This is a genomic window from Methylobacterium sp. J-118 (assembly GCF_057836565.1).
This window is the reverse complement of record NZ_JBYQFA010000001.1, coordinates 1,406,045-1,424,657: the sequence shown is the minus strand read 5'-3', so window position 1 is coordinate 1,424,657 and position 18,613 is coordinate 1,406,045. Positions and strand designations below refer to the sequence as shown.

General features: G+C 70.9%; 22 protein-coding genes. 9 read left to right on the top strand and 13 right to left on the bottom strand.

The window, feature by feature from the left end; translation table 11 throughout:
* Positions 1-85: 85 nt before the first annotated feature.
* The 3 genes from AC3IF3_RS06875 to AC3IF3_RS06865 all read left to right on the top strand — a co-directional run bounded on the left by AC3IF3_RS06875 (position 86) and on the right by AC3IF3_RS06865 (position 1,411).
* Entirely contained in the window at positions 86-412 is a 327-nt protein-coding gene (locus tag AC3IF3_RS06875; protein WP_489227940.1) for a hypothetical protein, read from the top strand.
* A 130-nt stretch (positions 413-542) separates the two neighbouring features.
* Positions 543-797, top strand: a complete 255-nt coding sequence (locus tag AC3IF3_RS06870; RefSeq protein ID WP_243967849.1) for a sulfurtransferase TusA family protein — start codon at positions 543-545, stop codon at positions 795-797.
* Positions 798-835: 38 nt separating this feature from the next.
* Positions 836-1,411: an NUDIX domain-containing protein gene (locus tag AC3IF3_RS06865; RefSeq protein ID WP_243967847.1), complete on the top strand. Its 576-nt coding sequence runs from the start codon at positions 836-838 to the stop codon at positions 1,409-1,411.
* Positions 1,412-1,882: 471 nt separating this feature from the next.
* Here the strand turns inward: AC3IF3_RS06865 and AC3IF3_RS06860 are convergent, their stop codons facing one another.
* From AC3IF3_RS06860 to AC3IF3_RS06840, 5 genes are all read right to left on the bottom strand, one after another.
* Positions 1,883-2,746, bottom strand: coding sequence for a WecB/TagA/CpsF family glycosyltransferase (locus AC3IF3_RS06860; RefSeq protein ID WP_489227939.1), 864 nt, complete (start codon positions 2,744-2,746; stop codon positions 1,883-1,885).
* Complete coding sequence (locus AC3IF3_RS06855; RefSeq protein WP_243967844.1) at positions 2,739-4,130, bottom strand: GumC family protein; 1,392 nt, start codon at positions 4,128-4,130, stop codon at positions 2,739-2,741. Before AC3IF3_RS06855 ends, AC3IF3_RS06860 begins: the two co-directional genes overlap by 8 nt.
* 365 nt (positions 4,131-4,495) lie before the next feature.
* Positions 4,496-5,599 (bottom strand): glycosyltransferase, encoded by a 1,104-nt coding sequence (locus AC3IF3_RS06850; protein WP_489227937.1) that lies wholly within the window; start codon positions 5,597-5,599, stop codon positions 4,496-4,498.
* Positions 5,596-7,536, bottom strand: a complete 1,941-nt coding sequence (locus AC3IF3_RS06845) for a glycosyltransferase (protein WP_489227936.1) — start codon at positions 7,534-7,536, stop codon at positions 5,596-5,598. Before AC3IF3_RS06845 ends, AC3IF3_RS06850 begins: the two co-directional genes overlap by 4 nt.
* Positions 7,537-7,619: 83 nt before the next feature.
* Complete coding sequence (locus AC3IF3_RS06840) at positions 7,620-8,339, bottom strand: cytochrome c biogenesis CcdA family protein (protein WP_489227935.1); 720 nt, start codon at positions 8,337-8,339, stop codon at positions 7,620-7,622.
* Positions 8,340-8,520: 181 nt separating this feature from the next.
* Here AC3IF3_RS06840 and AC3IF3_RS06835 point away from each other — a divergent pair, with 181 nt between their 5' ends.
* From AC3IF3_RS06835 to AC3IF3_RS06825, 3 genes are all read left to right on the top strand, one after another.
* The gene (locus AC3IF3_RS06835) at positions 8,521-9,030 is read left to right on the top strand and encodes a metallophosphoesterase family protein (protein WP_489227934.1); all 510 of its coding nucleotides are present in this window, start codon (positions 8,521-8,523) and stop codon (positions 9,028-9,030) included.
* Positions 9,031-9,155: 125 nt separating this feature from the next.
* Positions 9,156-9,479, top strand: a complete 324-nt coding sequence (locus tag AC3IF3_RS06830; protein ID WP_489227933.1) for a hypothetical protein — start codon at positions 9,156-9,158, stop codon at positions 9,477-9,479.
* 87 nt (positions 9,480-9,566) lie between these two features.
* Positions 9,567-9,704 carry a hypothetical protein gene (locus tag AC3IF3_RS06825; RefSeq protein WP_243967838.1) on the top strand — a complete coding sequence of 46 codons (138 nt, stop codon included), beginning with the start codon at positions 9,567-9,569 and terminating at the stop codon, positions 9,702-9,704.
* Here AC3IF3_RS06825 and AC3IF3_RS06820 read toward each other — a convergent pair whose 3' ends face one another.
* The gene (locus AC3IF3_RS06820) at positions 9,705-9,950 is read right to left on the bottom strand and encodes a hypothetical protein (protein WP_489227932.1); all 246 of its coding nucleotides are present in this window, start codon (positions 9,948-9,950) and stop codon (positions 9,705-9,707) included.
* A 146-nt stretch (positions 9,951-10,096) separates the two neighbouring features.
* Between AC3IF3_RS06820 and flaF the strand changes: the two genes are divergently transcribed.
* A complete protein-coding gene (gene flaF, locus AC3IF3_RS06815; protein ID WP_243967835.1) occupies positions 10,097-10,489 on the top strand; it encodes a flagellar biosynthesis regulator FlaF in 393 nt (130 codons plus the stop codon).
* A 13-nt stretch (positions 10,490-10,502) separates the two neighbouring features.
* On the opposite strand, the gene AC3IF3_RS06810 is transcribed toward flaF, so the two are convergent.
* Positions 10,503-10,916, bottom strand: coding sequence for a flagellar biosynthesis repressor FlbT (locus AC3IF3_RS06810; protein ID WP_243967834.1), 414 nt, complete (start codon positions 10,914-10,916; stop codon positions 10,503-10,505).
* Between the two features lie 154 nt (positions 10,917-11,070).
* On the opposite strand from AC3IF3_RS06810, the gene xylB reads away from it, so the two are divergent.
* Entirely contained in the window at positions 11,071-11,847 is a 777-nt protein-coding gene (gene xylB / locus AC3IF3_RS06805; protein ID WP_409564797.1) for a D-xylose 1-dehydrogenase, read from the top strand.
* A 365-nt stretch (positions 11,848-12,212) separates the two neighbouring features.
* Here xylB and AC3IF3_RS06800 read toward each other — a convergent pair whose 3' ends face one another.
* The 5 genes from AC3IF3_RS06800 to AC3IF3_RS06780 all read right to left on the bottom strand — a co-directional run bounded on the left by AC3IF3_RS06800 (position 12,213) and on the right by AC3IF3_RS06780 (position 16,513).
* Positions 12,213-12,443, bottom strand: a complete 231-nt coding sequence (locus AC3IF3_RS06800; protein WP_243967832.1) for a hypothetical protein — start codon at positions 12,441-12,443, stop codon at positions 12,213-12,215.
* Between the two features lie 221 nt (positions 12,444-12,664).
* Positions 12,665-12,916 (bottom strand): molybdopterin converting factor subunit 1, encoded by a 252-nt coding sequence (moaD, locus tag AC3IF3_RS06795; protein ID WP_243967831.1) that lies wholly within the window; start codon positions 12,914-12,916, stop codon positions 12,665-12,667.
* 58 nt (positions 12,917-12,974) lie between these two features.
* Positions 12,975-13,574, bottom strand: coding sequence for a CDP-diacylglycerol--glycerol-3-phosphate 3-phosphatidyltransferase (pgsA, locus tag AC3IF3_RS06790; protein WP_243967905.1), 600 nt, complete (start codon positions 13,572-13,574; stop codon positions 12,975-12,977).
* 73 nt (positions 13,575-13,647) lie between these two features.
* On the bottom strand, positions 13,648-15,714 hold the full coding sequence (gene uvrC / locus AC3IF3_RS06785; protein ID WP_243967830.1) for an excinuclease ABC subunit UvrC: 2,067 nt from the start codon (positions 15,712-15,714) through the stop codon (positions 13,648-13,650).
* Between the two features lie 82 nt (positions 15,715-15,796).
* The gene (locus AC3IF3_RS06780) at positions 15,797-16,513 is read right to left on the bottom strand and encodes a protein phosphatase CheZ (RefSeq protein ID WP_243967828.1); all 717 of its coding nucleotides are present in this window, start codon (positions 16,511-16,513) and stop codon (positions 15,797-15,799) included.
* 288 nt (positions 16,514-16,801) lie between these two features.
* Between AC3IF3_RS06780 and AC3IF3_RS06775 the strand changes: the two genes are divergently transcribed.
* Complete coding sequence (locus AC3IF3_RS06775; protein ID WP_243967826.1) at positions 16,802-17,614, top strand: L,D-transpeptidase; 813 nt, start codon at positions 16,802-16,804, stop codon at positions 17,612-17,614.
* Positions 17,615-17,701: 87 nt separating this feature from the next.
* Here the strand turns inward: AC3IF3_RS06775 and AC3IF3_RS06770 are convergent, their stop codons facing one another.
* A complete protein-coding gene (locus tag AC3IF3_RS06770; protein WP_489220217.1) occupies positions 17,702-18,442 on the bottom strand; it encodes a DUF2076 domain-containing protein in 741 nt (246 codons plus the stop codon).
* Between the last annotated feature and the right edge of the window lie 171 nt (positions 18,443-18,613).

Here is an 18,613-nt window from a genome sequence, read left to right as displayed (position 1 = left end):
TGGCGTGATCGCAGGCGCGACTCAACGTCGCGCATGCTATCGGAACGGTCCGAGGCTCAGCCAGCCGCCAATTGGAGACCGTTCCATGATCCGCTTCACCGCCGCCATCCTGGCCGGGGTGGCATTCCTTCCGTTGAGTGCCGGTACCGGCTTGGCCGCCGACTCGCCGCTCGACGGTTATGGGCGCGCGCCGGTCGGCCAGAGCCGGCGGACGGTCGGCGGTGACGTCACGCGGGTACCGCCGCGCTACAGCTACTACGGCGAGTACCAATACCCGGTGCCGTTCGGCTACGGTTACGCCTACGCGCCGGTACGCCCGCGGGGGTTCGATTACGGATACAACGGTCCGCGCTACAGCTGGTCCGACCCGGCCGGCTATTATGGTCCGGCCTTCGGTTCCTACGAGTGGTGAGTGCCGGCCAATTTTCGCCCGCGAGACGATGGGCTGACGGGACGAGCGCTGCCCGGCGTTTCCGCTTCCGCGGGCCGTCCGCTATGAGGCTCCCGGCGTCGGCCCGGCGGGCGGCGCGGGAGTTTGCCGTGTGCGGGACGAGCCGGACTGCATCGCCCTCGACCTGAGCGGGCTGAAATGCCCGCTGCCGGTCCTGCGGACCCGCAAGGCGCTCCGGCGCCTGCCCGCCGGCCGGTCCCTCGTGGTCACCTGCACCGACCCGCTGGCGATGATCGACATCCCGAACCTCGTGCGCGAGGAGGGCGCCCGCCTCGACGCGGCCGAGCGGCTCGGGGATCGCCTGCGCTTCCGCATCTCGCTCTCCGCGAAGCCGCCGCATTCCTGAACGATCCGTCAGGATCTGATGGGCGGGGTGGGGCCGGCATGGCATTGCGGATCGGGGGCGTGCGCCTCGTGCACGACGGCTGGGCACGCTTCCTCGTGGCCGAAGTGATGCAGGCGGACGGGACCCGCATCACCCGGGAGATCGAGGATCACGGCCGGGCGGTCGCTGTCCTGCCCTACGATCCGGACCGGCGGGTCGCCACGCTGGTCTCGCAGTTCCGCGCCCCGGTCCTCTATTCCGACGGTCCGCCGACCCACCTGGAGGTGCCGGCCGGACTGCTCGACGAGGGGGCGGCCGAGGACGAGGCGCGGCGCGAGGCGATGGAGGAGACGGGTCTTCGCCTGGGCCCGCTCGACTTCGTCGCCAGCGCCTGGTCGATGCCCGGAATCTCCACCGAGCGGATGGACCTGTTCCTGGCCGCCTACGGGGCGCAGGACCGGACCGGGGCCGGCGGCGGCCTGGCGGCGGAGGGCGAGGCGGTGGCGGTCCACGAGATCCCGCTACGGGAACTCGCCGCCATGAGCCGCGACGGGGGGCTCAACGACATGAAGTCGCTCGCGCTTCTCTTCGCTCTGCAATTGCGGCGGCCCGATCTGTTCTCGGATGCCGGTTGAGGTTGAAGTCTCGTCCCGGGCGCGATTTCCCACGGTCCACGAACGGCTGGCGAGTCCCGGTCTTCACGGGATTCGGGCGATCCGACCCGCGCCCTTCCTCCCCCACAGAGCTACGCTATTCACACATCGCTGGCCGAGACGCTCTCTCCTCCCCTGGCGATCCCGGGCTTGCCCGGGATCGCTCGGGCTTGCGGGGAGGCGTTGTGAGGTGGGGGTGGTGCGGTGCCTTCTACACCACCCCCACCCCCGGCCCCTCCCCGCAAGGGGGGGGAAAAGGGGTCTGTTCTCATGATGTCGGTGTCAGACTGCGAAGCGTGAATCCGGCAACCCACAGAGGGGGAGGGCGCGTGGGTCCGGCCATTGCCTGCATCCGGAACCGATCTGTAAACCTCGCAATCCGCCTCTTGGGAAGGGTGGGATGCCGGCGGGACGGCCACGGCCCTGTCGCGTGGCGCCCTCCGGGCCCAGGCGCTAGCCGGCGCGACGGGCGAGCCGGTCCCGGGCGACGATCCCGATGAAGCGCCAGGACTTGATGAAGTAGCGGTGGAACAGCCGTCGCGGCGCCTGGAGGAAGCGGAAGATCCATTCGAGGCCGAGGCGCTGCATCAGGCCCGGGGCGCGGTTCAGGTAGCCGGCGGCGACGTTCAGCGCGTCGCCGACGCAGAACACCACAGGATCGCCCAAAGCCGCCCGATTCCGGTCGACCCAGATCTCGGATTTCGGCGCGCCGACGCCCATCACCAGCAATGTCGTGCCGTGGGCCCGGATCCGCTTTGCCAGGGCGCGGCTGTAATCCCGGTCGGCCTCGAAGCCGAAGGGCGGCACGGCGCTCGCCACCGCCCCGTCCGGCAGTCCCTGCGCCCGCAGGCGGGCCGCCAGGGCATCCGCCGCGTCCTGGCGGGCCGAGACCAGGAAGATCCGCCGGGCGAAGGCAGGCGGGTCGTTCAGGACACAGGCCAGGAGATCGTGGCCGGTCACCCGATGGACAGGCCGGCGGCAGGCCGCCCGCGCCAGCCAGACCAGCGGCATGCCGTCGAGGGTCCGGGCGGCGGCACGGTGGTAGGCGTTGCGGAAGCCCGTATCCGCGCTGAGTTGGACGATGTGGTCGACATTGGCCGTCACGATCATGCGCGGCCCGTCGTCCCGCCGGGCCGCCACCGCGGCCACGATCGTTTCGGCACTGGCGGTGTTGAAGCGCAGGCCGAACAGTTCGACGGTCGGGCTCGTCAGGGTCGGGCCGGGGTGCCGGGCGGTGGGCAGCCGCAGGGTGCCCACATCCCGATGAAGCGCGTCCGCCGCGTCGAGGTCGAGTGCGAGAGGCCAGAACTTACGCATCGGCGGCTCGGAAGCTCGCGGCGGGACGGATGGTGGCGCGCTGCGTGCGGCGGCGGTCGCTGCCGGCGCCGAGCGCCAGGGCGATGGCGCCGCCGAGGAGCAGACCCAGCACCAGGGCCACCGGCAGGACGATCTTCGGGGACGGCGGGAAGGTCCGCTGGCGGGCGGGGATCGCCGCCGAGATGATCCGGACGTTGGTGGTGTTGAGCCGCTCCTGCTCGCTCGCCTCGCGGGCACGCTTCAGGTAGGCCTCGTAGACGCCCCGGCGGGCTTCGAGGGTCCGCTCCAGCTCGCGCAAGCCCACATAGGCCCGGTCGCTGGACACCGTCTCGGTCTTGACCCGGTCGAGACTGGACCGGATCGCCGTCTCGCTGGCGGCGGCGCGGTCGTAGTCCTTCTGGGTCGTGTCGATGATCCGCTCCTTCTCGCGCTGGATCAGGCGCTGGAGGTCGCGCTGCTGGGCGTATTGCTCGGCCATGGCCGGGTGACGCTCGCCGAGGCGGGTGGCGAGCTCGGCGGTGTTGCGCGACAGCGTCGCGTATTGCTGGCGCAGGGCCTGCATCTCCAGCGATTGCAGCATCTCCGGGAGCGCCGTGCTCGGGTCCGAGGAGCGCATCTTGCGGGCCTGATCGAGGCGCGACTTGGCCTCCGCGGTCTTGATCGAGGCCGTGACCAGCTGCTGGTTGAGGTCGCCGAGCTGCTGGTCCGTGAGGAGGCGCCCGCTCGACGCCACGAGCTTGTGATCCTCGCGGTAGCGGACGACCGCACCCTCGGCCTGCTCGACGTCGCGCTTCAGGCTGGCGAGCCGGCCGGCCAGGGCGTCCGAGGCACGCCGCGCGGTCTCGGTCCGGGCCGCGGTCTCCTCGGCGAAATAGGCATCGCCGACGGCGTTGGCGATCTGCGCGGCCTTCTCGGGATCGCGGGACTGCACCGAGATGTCGATCACGAAGGTCCGCTCGGCCCGGCGGACGCTGAGCCGGTTCTGGAGCGTGTCGAGGGCGATGTTGACCGGGTCCCGGCTCGCGGCCGGGGGCAGCATGCCGAGCGCGCCCTTGATCCAGTCGAGGGTCGGATTGTTGCCGTCCGGCAGGGCGAACTCGTCGTCCTGATCGAGGTGCAGCTTCGCGATCACCCGGCGCAGGACGCTGTCGGACTGGATCACCCGCACCTGACTCTCGGCGATGGAGACGCCGCTATCCGCCTGGGGCTGCCGGGCGTTCACGTCGTTCTCGACGACGCGCAGGTCGCTCGGATCGACCAGCACCTGGATGCTGGACGTGTAGCGCGGCGGGATCAGGCCGAGCAGCGCCACCGCCACCGCGACCATGAACAGGGCGCTCAGGGCGATGAACCCGCGTCCCCGCCACAGGCGTCGCAGGATCACCTGGGGATCCGTTCGTGGCGCCGTCTCCGGAAGTACGATCCGGACTGGCTGCTCACCGCTTATTCGTGTCGAGAAGTCGAACATACGCCTCGCTCCCTGACCTGCTGGGGCGGACCCTGCCGCCCACCATCCCCGTCGCCGTCCTGTTCCCGTTCTGATCAGCTCCGTGCCGATCCGGGACAGGACACCGGCGAGAACGGTGTCTTCGACGGTACATGAGCAATCGGCATACCGACAAAGTACTCCCGCCTTGTTCCGGAGGCGGCACCAGCGCGCGCCTAGATTAAGCCCCCGGCGACGAATTGAAATCCCACACCTTTAAGGCGATAAACGCTGCGCTCTTGTCGGGGACTACGTAGGTCGCCTCAGCCAAAATCCGCGGACGCGACAACGGAATCCGCGGCGCCGTAGGCGGCGGGATCGCCCGCGAGGAAGCGGTGAAAGCGCACTTCGTCGCCGGCTGCCGCGGCGTTCCACCGCACCACGTTGTCCCGGCTGGCGCCGGCCGCGCGGGCCAGGCCATCCCCGGACAGCCAGGCCATCAGGGCGGAAGCGGCGGCGTCCGGCTCCTCCGGGCGGATCAGCAGGCCGGAGCGGCCCAGCACCTCTCGGAAGACGGCCTCGTCCGGCGCCACCACCGGCAAGCCGCCATGCTGGACCTCCAGCAGCGGCAGGCCGAGCCCCTCCGCCTTCGACGTCGAGAGCAGCACGTGGCACGAGGCCACGAGATCCCGCAGCGCGGCATCGGACAGGTAGCCGTGCCGGTGCAGGAAAGGTGGGGGATCGTCCAGAAATGCGTGCCGGCCCCAGCCGACCCGGCCCACGAGGTGCAGTTCCGCCGCCACGCCGGCGCGGATCAGCGCCGCCGTCAGGGCGAGGGCGGCCGGGTAGTTCTTCCGGGGCTCGACCGTCCCGATGGCGAGGAGCCGCACCGTGCCGCCGGGCGCGTAGGGCGCCGGTCCCGAAAGGTCGCCCAGGCCGAACGCGTCGCGCACGGGCGGCCGCAGCAGCGCGACCCGGGCCCCGCGCGCGCAGACGGCGCGCACGGCCGCGCCGGTGGTCCGGCTGTTGACGAACAGGTTCGGGCACCAGCGCAGGGCCAGCGCGAAGCTCGGACTCATGTAGAGCCGGCTACGCAGGCTCAGATCCTCCGGGCGGGTCAGGAGGAAGGTGTCGTGCACGTAGAGCAGGCAGCGGGACGCCGCGAGCGCGCAGAGCGGTCCCGGCGGAAAGCCCGGGAACAGGACGAGCGCGTCCCGGTCCCGAATTGCGCGCAGGGGGAGCGTGAGCTGCTGCGCGCCGATCATGCCCGGCAGCGATCGGCTGGTGACCGGATGGACCGCGTGCGGAGCGAGCCGCTCGGGGGCGAACAGGTCGAGGGTGACCCGCTCGATCCCGGTGACGTGGCCACGCAGGTGCGTCTGGTCGAGATAGATCCGCCGGATCGCGCCCGCCGGGCCCGCGCTCACGGTGCGCTCCGGCGCAGCGTTCCCGCGAGGTAGAGGCAGCGGCGCACGAGGAGGGGCATCCGCCGCCCGAGGACCATCTGCTTGGCTCGGCGCAGCCGGCGCACCAGCGGCGGCGAGGCCGGCGCAACGGTTCCGGCCGTGCCCGCCTGCCGCTCGGCCGCGAACGGGAAATGGCCGAGCATCGCGGGGGCGAAACGCGGCCGTACCGCCACGTCCCCGAGCCCGTGCCGCCGCAAGACGGCCTCGAGGGACAGGACGGCGGCGGCCGGGCTGTAGCGGCTTTCCAGGGCGATCCGCGCGAAGGCGCCGAGCCGGGCGCGCGCCTCCGGATCGCCGACCAGCGTCGCCAGGGCTTCGGCGAGGGCGCCGGGCTCCATGGGCACGAGGCGGCCCGACACGCCGTCGATCACCGCGGAGGTCAGACCGGAGGTTCGGTAGGCCAGGGTCGGCACGCCGCACAGGCCGGCCTCGATCGGCGTCTGCCCGAGGGTCTCGTGCCGGCTCGCGGTGACGTGAAGATCGCAGGCGCCATACCAGGCCGCCAGGGTATCCTCGTCGGCGATCAGCCCCGGCGCGACCAGGTTGGCGATCCCGAACCGGGCGGGATCGTCGAGGCGGCCCACCGCCACGAAGCCCACGCCCGGCCGCGCCACCGCCTGCAGGGCCGCCCGCAGGTCCTGGAAACCCTTGTCCGGCCCGTCGACGATCACCGCGGAGACCAGGATCAGCACGTCGTCCGGCGGCAGGCCGAGCCTCCGGCGCAGGGCGGCACGGTCGCCCGGGCGGAAGACCGCGGTGGGGAAGGCGAGCCGGATCGGCTCCGCCACGGTGCCGGGAGGGGCCAGCGCCCGGGCGCGCGCCAGCGTCCAGTCGGAATTGGCGAGCAGCCAGGGGCCGGCGAGGCCGGCGAGCGTCGCGCGCTTGCGGGCATGCATGCCGGCGATCCGGCCGGGGGCGAGCTGCGGGTACTCGTCGGGACCCGGACAGGCGGCGTCGCAGCCGATCGCGGCGCGGCCGCAATCCCGGGGGTGGCAGCACCGGCCGGTCAGGGGGAACAGGTCGTGCAGCACCAGGGCGACCGGGCCGTGCCGCCCGAGGCGGTCGACCACGTCGAGGCTGCGCGTCGCCCCGTGCAGGTTGCCGGCGAGGACGAGGTCGGGCGCAACCGCCGTGATCGCCGCCTCGGCCCGCGGGAAGGCATCGGTCCACTCGGCCGCTTCCGGGCGGTCGCTCAGGATAACCGGTGTGACGCGATGGCCTGCGAGCGCCAGGGCTTCGGCCAGCCGCCGCTGCGCCACGCCGGCCCCGCCCTGCGTTCCCGTTCCGGTCAGAGAAACGATCGACAGACCGTCGGGCGCGGCTGATCCCTGCGTCAGCCTGTGCAGCAGGACCGGGCGGCCGACGCAGCTGCGGCCGCCATCCGGGATCGCCGACCAGGCCGCCGGGTTGAGCGTCCCGTCGGCGTCGAGGCGGGCCTGGGTGCCGAGGCCCGCGCGTGCCCAGAGCACCCCGCCATCCGCAACGTCGAGACCGCGGACCGCGTCGTCGAACAGGACGCGCAGGCCCGTCACCGCGGCGGCGCCCGTCAGCGCCGCCTCCAGCGCCAGGGCGATCAGTGCCCCGGGGGCGAGGAGGTCGCCCGGAGCGAGCCAGACGAGATGGTCGATACCCGGATCGGCCAGCATCCGGGCGACGGCCGGCCCCGCGCCATCGGGCGCCACGAGGTCGTGCCGGAGGTCCGGATAATCCTGGCGCAGGACAGACGCCACGGTCTCGCGCAGGTCCGCCCCGGCCCCGGCCACGGTGACGACGCGGATCCGCGGCCAGGGCCGCCCATCGGGCAGCGATGCCGGCCGGGCCGGGCCGGTGACGGCCGGTCCGAAGGGCCAGCCGGCGATGCCATGGGCCGGCGATGGCGGGGCGGGGGTGTCGGTCAAGGGGGCTCGGGCGGCGTGTGCGGCGGCAGTCTGGACGCGAATGTTGAAGATTGCCTCTCGGTCATCGTCCCGAGGGATGGCGGTCAGTAGCGTGTCGTCACCGTGTTGAGCCAGTCCGGCGAGGCCGCGACGAGGGCCGCCTCCGTGCGCTTGTCGAGGCCGGTCAGCACCAGCAGGCCCAGGACGACGAGCACGGCGCCCAGGGCGGCCTTCGCGGCCCGGCCGGCCGAAGCGAGGCCGCCGCGCCACCGCATCAGCGCCTCGCGGGAGACGAAGCCGAGCAGCATCAGCGGCAGGGCGGCCCCGATCCCGAACGCCAGCATCGTCAGGGCGACGCTCCCGAGATGCTCGCCCCGCGCCGCCATCAGCGAGGCGGCCCCGAGGGTCGGGCCGACACAGGGGCTCCAGGCCGCCCCGAGCAGCAGCCCGACGGCGAACTGGCCGGGCAACCCGCCCGGCCCGGCGCCGCCGAACCGCTCCTCGGCCCAGGCGCCGACCGGTCCCGCCACGGTCGCGACCCGGGCCTGGAGCCGCGGCAGCATGAGCACGAGCCCCACGCTCACCATGAGGATCGCGCCGGCGCTGCGGAACACGTCCCCGTCGAGGCCGATGGCGAAGCCGACGGTCGCCACGAACAGGCCGATCGCCGTGAAGCTGATCGCCAGCCCCGCGGCCAGGGCCATGGGCCCGAGCCGGTGCTCCGAGGCCGCGGTCCCGAGCACGATCGGCACCAGCGGCAGCACGCACGGGGACAGGATCGACAGGCATCCGGCCAGGAACGCGAAGCCCACCGTCCCCAGCATCGTCGGATCCTCCCGCCTCGTCTTTGACGCGCAGGCTTCGCCGCGGGCAGGGCCGGCGTCAACGGGCCCGCGCGTCACGTTTCGCGGGAACCCTCCCGGCCGCCACGCACTTCGGCGCGAGACAGCGTGCCGCCGCGCATCGTCTGTCGGGAAACCTTCTCGTGTCCGGCGGAGCCGATCGGTGACCATCTTCTTCACGGGCGACACCCATTTCGGCGATCCGCGGGCCCTGCGCTTCGACCACAGGCCCTATCCGGACCTCGCCGCCCACGATGCCGGCCTGATCGCGGCCTGGAACGCGACCGTGGCGCCCGGCGACACCGTCTGGCACCTCGGCGATTTCGCCCTCGGCCCGACCGGAACCCGCATCCGCGAGATCCTCGACGGCCTCGCCGGCGAGAAGCATCTGATCGCCGGCAACAACGACGGGCCCGAGACCCTGGAGGCGCCCGGTTGGGCCTCGGTGCGCCACTACGCCGAGTTCGACGTCGAAGGCCGGATGGTGGTCCTCTGCCACTACGCGTTCCGCACCTGGAACGGGATGAGCCGTGGCGCTCTCAACCTGCACGGGCACAGCCACGGCAAGCTGAAGCCGATGCCCAAGCAATACGATGTCGGTGTCGACCCGATGGGCGCCGCGCCCGTGACGCTCCCCGCAATCCTCACCTCCCGGCTGCGCGGGAAGCGCTGACTCGGCCGGAACCTTCACCACAGCTTCACCGTTTCAGCGGACAGAAAGGGGCAGTCATGCGCTGCCCCGAGAAACCGGGCGGTGCCGACCCGGCCCGCCCTGCCAACGCGTGTGTGAGTGTTCCCGTGAGAGCCAGTTCGGCTGCTCTTCTCCGTTGCCTCGCCGGCCCCCTGGCCGGCCTCGCCCTGACCTCCTCGGCGCTGGCCCTGCCGGCGTGCCTGGAGGCCCAGCGCAAGGTCGATGAGGCGAGTGCCCTGCGCTTCCAGGCGCGCCAGGAGGCGCGGCTAGGCAACCATGACCGCGTCTGCGACACGCTCGACGAAGTCGGCGACCGCTACGACGACGCCCGTGATGCATTCGAACGATGCGGCGAGGGCGTTGTGGCGATTGACTTGCGGAGCGAGCTGCGGGGCCTGCGGATCGCCAAGAAAATCAACCGCTGCGACTGAACCGTGCGCGTCCGCACATCGGGCCGCCCGCTTCCGCAGCATCGTCCTGTCATGCGCGACGCATGTCGCCCACAAGGTTTTGCACCGATGACCTCCGCCACGCTCCCGAACGAGACCGAATCGTCCGCCGTCCGGACCGGCCCGTCCTTCGCGGCCGCCCTGTGCGGCTTCGTCAGCACCACCGTCGCGGCGACGATGCTGCTGGTGCTGATCGGAGCGCTCTGATCACGGCGAGACCGACCAGAATCGCTGGCGGTTGAACAGGATCTCCTGCGCGGCCCCCTTGGGGGTGGAATCCGTGCGCCGGCCGCAATCCGGCTCCGGCGGCTTGGTGACCACCGTCAGGGCCGCCGGGACCGGCGGCGGCTTCAAACCGAAGCGCGCCTGAACCTCCGGTTGCCGAACGGCCGCGATGGTCAGCACGCCGACGATGAGACCGCCGGCCACGGTTCCGAGAAAAAAATTCAGCATTGCTGACCTGATTCGAGGCCGGACTCTGGGGCCACACAGTGTGGTCGTTGTCCAACCCGGCGTTATCATGGCCGACCCGACGCACACGCAGTCTTAACTCCTGGTCTGCGACAGCTAACGGCAAGCCTGCCCGGACGGCAGGACTGATGCCGGGGTCCGCACCGCCGATGAACAACGCCGCCAATGCTTACGCCAGAACCGCCCACAGCGCGCTGACGCCCCGTGAGGCCGAATCCCAGCTCCTGCTGAAGGCGGCTCAGCGCCTGCTCGGCGCCAGCCAAGCGCTCGATGCGGGGGAGAATGCCCGCCTCCATGAGGCGCTGTCGTACAACCAGCGCGTCTGGACGCTGCTGAGTTCGGAGGCGACCGCCGACGAGAACCCGCTCCCCGTCGACGTGAAGCAGGGCGTGGGGCGCCTGGGCGTGTTCGTCCTGCGCAGCTGCGTCGACACGATGATCGCGCCGACGCCGGAGAAGATCGCGACGCTGGTCTCGATCAACAATCACGTGGCTGCCGGCCTGCAGGGCAACCCGGGCTGAACCCCGGCGTCGCCTACGGGGCGTCCGTCGGTGCCGGAGGGTCCGACGGGGGCGCCCGGCCCGCGCTCTCCCACTCGACGAGCTTCCGGCTCAGCTTGAGGGCGCGGTAATGCTCGCCGGTCTCGACGAGCTCCGCGATGGCGGCGATCTGCGGCGCGGCCGCCGGTGCCTGCCGGATCAGGTCGGTGGCTTGGCGGAAGAACAGGTCGATCCCCTGAGCCGGGTCGTCGGCCAGGTAGATCACCGTCAGCGTCAGGTGGAGCTGCTTGCAGGCCGTATCGGCCTCGCTCTCCGTGATGATCTCGCTCTCGCGGAGGAACTTGCACTGCGTCTCGATCAGGAAGGTCGAGCGGCGGTCCCCGTTGCGCAACAGGGCGCCGTTGACGATCAGGCGCTCGAACGGCTTGAGTTCCAGGCGCAGGGGCATGGCGCGTTCCTTTCTAGAAGACGCGCCGATCTCATTCGCGAATCGTTAACGTTTCGCCAATCCCCGAGCTGTCCCGCTCGGTTGCATGCCGGCGAACCCGTGGTAAAACTCATACAAGTCGGACCGGGGCGCGGTCCTATGAGCAGGCCAACCGATGCCATCCATGCCGGCGAACCGGGCGATCTATCCGAGCCTCCGCGATAAGCGCGTGCTGGTGACGGGGGGGGCGTCGGGGATCGGCGAGGGCGTCGTCGAGGCGTTCGTCGCGCAGGGCGCGCGCGTCCTGTTCTGCGACATCGCGGATGGCGCGGCCGAAACTCTGCTCGCGCGCCTCTCCCCAGACGCGGCGCACGCGCCCCTTTATCGACGCTGCGATCTCACGGATGTCACGGCCGTGCGCGCACTGGTGGTTGAGGCCGAGGCCGCGCTCGGCGGCCTCGACGTGCTGGTCAACAATGCCGGCAACGACGACCGACACAAGCTCGACGAGGTCACACCGGCCTACTGGGACGATCGGATCGCGGTGAATCTGCGCCACCTGTTCTTCGCCGCGCAGGCGGCGGTGCCGGCCATGCGCCGCGCCGGTGGCGGCGCGATCCTGAACTTCGGATCGATCAGCTGGCATCTCGGCCTGAAGGACTTGGCAGTCTACCAGACCGCGAAGGCGGCCATCGAGGGGATGAGCCGCGCCCTGGCCCGCGATCTCGGCCGCGACGGTATCCGGGTGGCCTCCATCCTGCCGGGCAACGTCCAGACCCCGCGCCAGGAGACGTGGTACACCCCGGACGGCGAGGCCGAGATCGTCGCCTCGCAATGCCTCGACGGGCGGATCCAGCCGGCCGACGTCGCCGCCCTGGTCCTGTTCCTGGCCTCGGACGACGCGCGCATGTGCACGGGCCACGGTTATTTCGTGGATGCCGGCTGGCGCTGAGCGGGATCCGGCGCTGTTTCAGGTCTGTTTGCGTACGGTGCAGCCCGCGCGGGCAACCCACCCATTTTCCGTCCGGCAGGTTTCAAGGGTCCGTTTGCCTGCGCACTTGCCGTCGCGTGACGGTTTTGACTGACGTCGGTCCCAATCTTCTCCTCATCCTGAGGTTCTGCGCAGCAGCCTCGAAGGAGGCCTCCAGCAATCGCGCGACTGGCTGGAGGACCCCGCTCCGCCGTCTGAGGATGAGGTCGCGACGGGGGAAGACCCGTCAAACAAGCTTTAAAACCTAAGGCGGCGTGACCGCATCGGCGGGCCCCCCCGACCAAACGCGCCGGACCAGAAAACCCGGTCCGGCGCCATGACGAGCCTCAGTCGCAGGATTCCTTCTGCACCGTCTTGGAATCCCCCATGTCGTTCTCCTTACGCACCGTCTTGGTGACGCAGCCGTCGCCGTGGTCGTGAACGGTGACGGACTTCGATTCGGAGGCCGGGTGATCGACCACGACGGCGGGGCGGTCGCGCTCGATGACTGTGGTCTGAGCCTGCGCGGTGGCGCAGAGACTGAGAAGAGCGGCGGCGGCGAGCAATGTATTGCGCATGCTGGGACTCCAAGACCGGAATTCGGCACCGTGTAACGGCGATCCCAGCTTGAGCGTTCCGCCGATCGGGAGGCGTGTGTGGCGGACCGAACCCGTAAGGGAACTTGGCTCGGTCCGCGCGCCGTTCGGCAGTGAGGGATAGCCGGAGCGACGGCTCCATTGGGGCCGCGGCCCGATTCGGTTCAAGCCCGGGGGACTACGTGCGCCGCTGCCGCCGGCCCTCAGCCGCCCGTCATCGGCGGGAAGAAGGCGATCTCGCCGGCGCCCGCGATCGGCGCGTCCGCCTTGGCATGGACGCGGTCGACGGCGGCCCGCACCACGTCCGGATCCGCGAACGCGTAGGCGTATTCCTCGCCGCGCCCCCGGAGCCACGTCACGAGGTCGGCCACGGTGGCGACCGCCGGCGGCGGCGTCAGCTCCTCCTCGGGGCGGCCGATCCGCTCGCGGACCCAGGCGAAGTAGACGAGCTTCATCCGATTACACCGTGGCGAGGGGGGGATGCCGGGAGCGCGCGGTCCGCGACCCAAGCGATCAGCGCGTGTCGTCGATCACGTGCTTGATCCCGGCACGCATGTAGTCCCAGCCGGTCCAGATCGTGAGCGCGGCGGCAAGCCACAGCAGCGTGAGGCCGATCCGCTCCGTCCCCGGGAGCACCGTCTCGCCGGCCGGGCCGGCCACGAGGAAGCCCAGCGCCACCAGCTGCACGGTCGTCTTCCACTTGGCGATCTTGCTCACCGGCACGCCGACCTTCAACTCGGCCAGGTACTCCCGCAGGCCGGAGACCAGCACCTCGCGGCACAGGATCACGATGGCCGCCCAGACGCTGGATCCAATGATCGTGTGGTCCGCCGCCAGCATCAGCAGGCAGGCCGAGACCAGGAGCTTGTCGGCGATCGGGTCGAGCATCCGACCGAGCGCGGAACTCTGATGGTAGGTCCGCGCGACATAGCCGTCGAGATAGTCGGTGATCGCGGCCACCACGAACACCCCCAGCGCCGTCCACCGGGCGGGGTTGGAATCGGGCCAGAACAGCAGCGCGACCATCACCGGCACCGCGACGAGGCGCCCGTAGGTCAGGCAATTCGCGAGCGTCCAGGCCGGCGACCGTCGTCGGGGAAGGACGGCGTTCATCGTCGGGGTGAAATCAGAGCGCGGCCCGGGCGTCAACGTCTCGGTGCCCGGCTCGGCCCCGGCGGCGGGGGTCTCAGGCGCCGGCATGGAAGAAGTCGTAGACCGCCCGCGCGGTGGCGGCGTTGACCCCCGGGGCCTTGGCCAGGTCCTCGAAGGCGGCGCGCTCGATCGCCTTGACGGTTCCGAAATGATGCAGCAGCGCGCGCTTGCGGCTGGGACCGATGCCGGCGATCTCGTCCAAGGGATTCTTCACCATCTCACGCTTGCGCTTGGCCCGATGGCTCCCGATGGCGAAGCGGTGGGCCTCGTCGCGGAGCCGCTGCACGAAGTAGAGCGTCGGGTCGCGCGGCGGAAGCTTGAACGGCGGCCGGCCGGGCACGAAAAACGTCTCGCGGCCGGCATCCCGGTCGCGCCCCTTGGCGACGCCGACGAGCGGCACCCCCGAGACGCCGGCCGCGTCGAGGGCGGCGCGGGCCGCGTCGAGCTGGCCCTTGCCGCCGTCGATGAGGACCAGGTCGGGCCAGGCGGGGAAGGCGTCGCCATCCTCGGACGGTGCCGGCACGGGCTCCGGCGCGCCGCCCTCGGCGGCGGCCGCGCCGGCCTCCTGCGGCGTGCGCGGCGCCTCCTTCACGAGCCGCTTGAAGCGGCGCTGCAGCACCTCCCGCATCATGCCGTAATCGTCACCCGGGGCGAGTTCCTCGGACTTGATGTTGAACGTGCGGTAATGCGTCTTCATGAAACCCGTGGGACCGGCGACGATCATGCCGCCGACCGCGTTCGTCCCCATGATGTGGGAATTGTCGTAGACCTCGATCCGGCGCGGCGTGTCCGCCATGCCGAAGGCCTGCCCCAGGGCCGCCAGCAGCTTGCCCTGCGAGGCGGTGTCGGCGAGGCGCCGGGCCAGGGCCTCCTTGGCGTTGCGCTGGGCGTAGTCGACCAGGTTCTTCCGCTCGCCCCGGCTCGGCCGGTGGAGTTCGACCCGGTACTCGACCCGGCTCGACAGGGCGGCGGCGACCAGTTCCGCGTCCTCGATCGCGTGGCTCGTCAGCACCGTGCGCGGCGCGGGCTTGTCGTCGTAGAACTGGCCGATGAACGAGCCCAGCACCTCGTCGGGGGTCATCGAGCGGTCGGCCTTCGGGAAATAGGCGCGGTTGCCCCAATTCTGGAAGTTCCGGAAGAAGAACACTTCGATGCAGAACTGCCCGGCCTGCTCGTCGAGGGCGAACACGTCCGCCTCCTCAACCCCCTGCGTGTTGACGCCCTGCACCCCCTGGATCGCCGAGAGCGCCGCGATCCGGTCGCGGTAGCGGGCGGCGCGCTCGAATTCCATGGCTTCGGAGGCGTCCTGCATCTCGGCGCGCATCCGATCCTTCACGGCGTTGGACTTGCCGGCCAGGAAAGCCCGGGTCGCATCCGCCATGGCGCCGTAATCCTCCGGGGTGATCTCCCCCGTGCAGGGTCCGGAGCAGCGCTTGATCTGGTAGAGCAGGCAGGGCCGGGTGCGGTTCTCGTAGTAGCTGTCGGTGCAGGTGCGCAGCAGGAAGGCACGCTGCAGGGCGTTCACCGTCCGGTTCACCGCCCAGACGCTGGCGAAGGGCCCGTAATAATTGCCCTTCCGGCGCCGGGCGCCGCGGTGCTTGACGATCTGCGGGGCCGGGCCGTCGTCGGTCACCAGGATGTAGGGAAACGACTTGTCGTCCCGCATCAGCACGTTGAAGCGGGGCTTCAACTGCTTGATCAGGTTGGCTTCGAGGAGCAGCGCCTCTGTCTCGGTCGCGGTGGTGACGAATTCCATCGCCGCCGTCTGCGAGATCATCCGGGCGATGCGGTTCGAGTGCGCCTGGCCCCTTGCATAGGAGCCGACCCGCGCCTTCAGGTTCTTGGCCTTGCCGACGTAGAGGACGTCGCCGCGGTGATCGAACATGCGGTAGACGCCGGGCGAGGACGGCAGCGTCGACCAGAAGCGGCGAATCACCTCGGTGCCGGCCTGGACGGCGCCGGGCTCGAAGTCGAAATCGATCTCCGGGGCGAGATCGTCGGACAGCGGCGCCTCGGGCGCGTCGGCGGTTTCGTCCCGCTCGGCGTCGCGACCGTCGTCGAAGGTGTCGGGGGGCAGGTCTGAGAGGGCTCTGCGGTTCATACCGCAGATCTAAGCGTTCCCGCGCTGAGCGGGGACCGGGGCGGCGAAGAAAATTCGCGCTCTCCCGTCCGGGGGCGACGAATCAGTCGAACAGCGAATCGATGTCGCTCTGATCGACGTGGCCGGGATCGTGGTCGAGCTTCGGCCCGTTGAGGAGCGAGCTCTCGTCGTCCAGGGCGGTCGAGACCGGCATGACGGTGATGAGTTCCTTGAAGCTGTCCAGCTCCGACCACGTGGTGATGAGCCGGTCGAGGTGCTCCTCGATGAACTTCATCACGCCGACGATCTTGGTGATCCGCTGCCCGGTCAGATCCTGGAAGTTGCAGGCCTCGTAGGCGGAGATCACCCGTTCCAGGATGACGTCGACATGCGCCTTCATGCCGGGCGGCAGCGTCGCCGCGTTGAGCATGCCCGCATGGATCTCGATTTCCTCGACGGCGCCGAGGAGCTTCGTCGTCGCGCGCTCGGTGGAATCCACCACCGCGTCGAGCTCGTCCGCGGCCCGGCGCATGCCCTTGCCGGTGTTCTCGGTGCGGTGGAGCGTCGCCAGTTCCGACTTCGTCCGGGTGATCGCCTCCTTCATCACGTCGAGTTCGGTCCGCATGGCAAGCGCTTCATGCAGCTCGCGGCGGCAGGATTCGATGGTCTCGCTCGCGCTCATCTGCGTGACGCGGCGCAACTCTTGAATGGCGGAGAAGATATCCTCCAGCCGCTCGGTCGACGCGGGAAGCCCCGGTGTCGGCGGTGGCGCTCCGGGAAGCCCGAGGCTGTCTTCGATGCGATAGCGCTTCTGAGTCATCGTCCGGGCGTTGGCGTTCAGGATTCGTCGTCGCGACTGTCTACCATATCGGTTAGCGGACTGTGACTGCCAAGCTTGCGCGGAGGTCGTCGGCGCGCTTTCCTGGCGCCGGGTCCGCGTGCGGCGCAGCAGCCGGCTGTTTTACCGGCGATTCACGCTGATGGGCATGGATCCGGGACGGCCGGGCGCCCGGAGCGGATTTACCACGTTCCTTCACCTGATTCGGTGGCGTTCGGCCGGATCGTGCCCGGGCCGGGGTCGGATGCCCCGGGGCGGGAGCATGGTGCGATGCGGGGTTCAGTCCGTCTGTGTGTGGGGGCCGCGGCGGCCGTCTCCCTGTGGTGCGCCCCCGCCGAGGCGCAGCAGGCGCGCTATGCCGAGGGCGGTTACGGCGGCGGCCTGATCGAGTACCTCGTCACAGGTGCCGGCGGAAGCGGCGGCCGGGCCGGGCCGCAGCGTTACCCTGCGGCGCCGCGATACGCGTCCCCGCAGCCGATCATGGCCCCGCAGCGGGTCGCGGCCTATTCCGGCGATTTGCTGCCCGCCGAGCCGGAGCCCGCCCAGGCCTATGCGGCACTAGCCCAGGCCTATGGTGCGCCTCCGGCCGCGGTCTACGCTGCGCCCCGTGCCGAGGGCGGTCGGATCGCCCGCGTCGTGGCGCCCGAATTCCAGCGCCAGGAGGTCGCGTTCGCCGGGCCGCAGAGGCCCGGGACGATCGTGATCGACACCTCCGGCAAGCACCTCTATCTCGTGCAGCCCGGCCAGCGGGCGCTGCGCTACGGCATCGGCGTCGGCCGGCCCGGCTTCGCCTGGAGCGGGCTCAAGACCGTCAGCCGCAAGGCCGAGTGGCCGGACTGGACGCCCCCGGCCGAGATGCTGGCCCGCCGCCCTGACCTGCCGCGCCACATGGCGGGGGGGCCCGAGAACCCGCTGGGCGCCCGCGCCCTCTATCTCGGCTCCTCGCTCTACCGGATCCACGGCACGAATGAGCCCAACACGATCGGCCAGTCGGTCTCGTCGGGCTGTATCCGGATGATGAACGACGACGTCGTTGATCTCTACGAGCGCGTCCCCGTCGGGACGCGGGTCGAGGTTCTCTGAGCCGCGTTCGACACCATCAAGGTCCAACGCGATCGAAGGAGGTCCGGCCGCACAACGGCGGGACCTCCGAGGCCGACAGCGGGCCGCTCAGGTCCAGTCGCTGTCGTCGCCGCCGCCGAGATCGCCGCCCGGGTCGCCGAAGCTCGCATCCTGGAAGTCGCCGCCGCCGCCGCTGTTGTCGAGGGCCGAGCCGAGATCCTGGTTGCCGCCGTCACCGTAGTAATTGTTGACGACCGTCTCGCCCCCGCCGCCCAGGCCCGCCGCCGCGGCGCTGCCGAGGCTGGAATGGCCGCCCGCGAAGGCGTTCGAGAGGGCGCTGCCGAGCAGCATCCCGCCCGCCGCGCCGGCCGCCATGGGGAGCGCCGAGGCGAGGAACCCGCCGCCGCGCGCCGGAGCCTGCGGCTGGCCGCCCCAGGGGCCGCCCTGCTGCTGCGGGTAACCCTGCTGCGGGTAGCCCTGCGGGGGATAGCCCTGCGGCGCGCCGCCCGCATTGCCCCAGGGTTGGCCTGCGGGGCGCTGCTGCCCGTAGCCGGGCTGCGGCTCCTGGCGCTGGCTGCCGCCGCCACCGAAGATGCTCGACAGGAAGCCGCCGCCGCCGGAGGGCTGGGCCGAGGCCGCCTGGCCGCGGGCCTGCTCGAGCTGCTGATTCAGGCTCTTGATCGCCTCTTCCTGCACGTAGATCAGCTGCGCCATCGCGTAGGGCGCATAGGGCTGCGCGCGGATCTTGTCGGCGATGAAGCGCTCGGCCTCGGCGTCGCGGGGCTGAGCCTGGGCCTTCTCCAGCCGTTGAAAGATGCCGGAAATGACGTCGCGTTCTTCGCTGTTCATGGAGTCGTCCTCCTCGAATAACGCCCGCGGGCCCGAACGCGCCGCATGGCCGACACGACATGGGTGCCCGGCGACGCTTTGTCAGGGGCGATGGCGAAAACTTCATTCCCGTGCTGAAAACGCGAGAAGCCCGGCCGCTAGGCCGGGCTTCTCCGTGTCGTCGTAACCGGG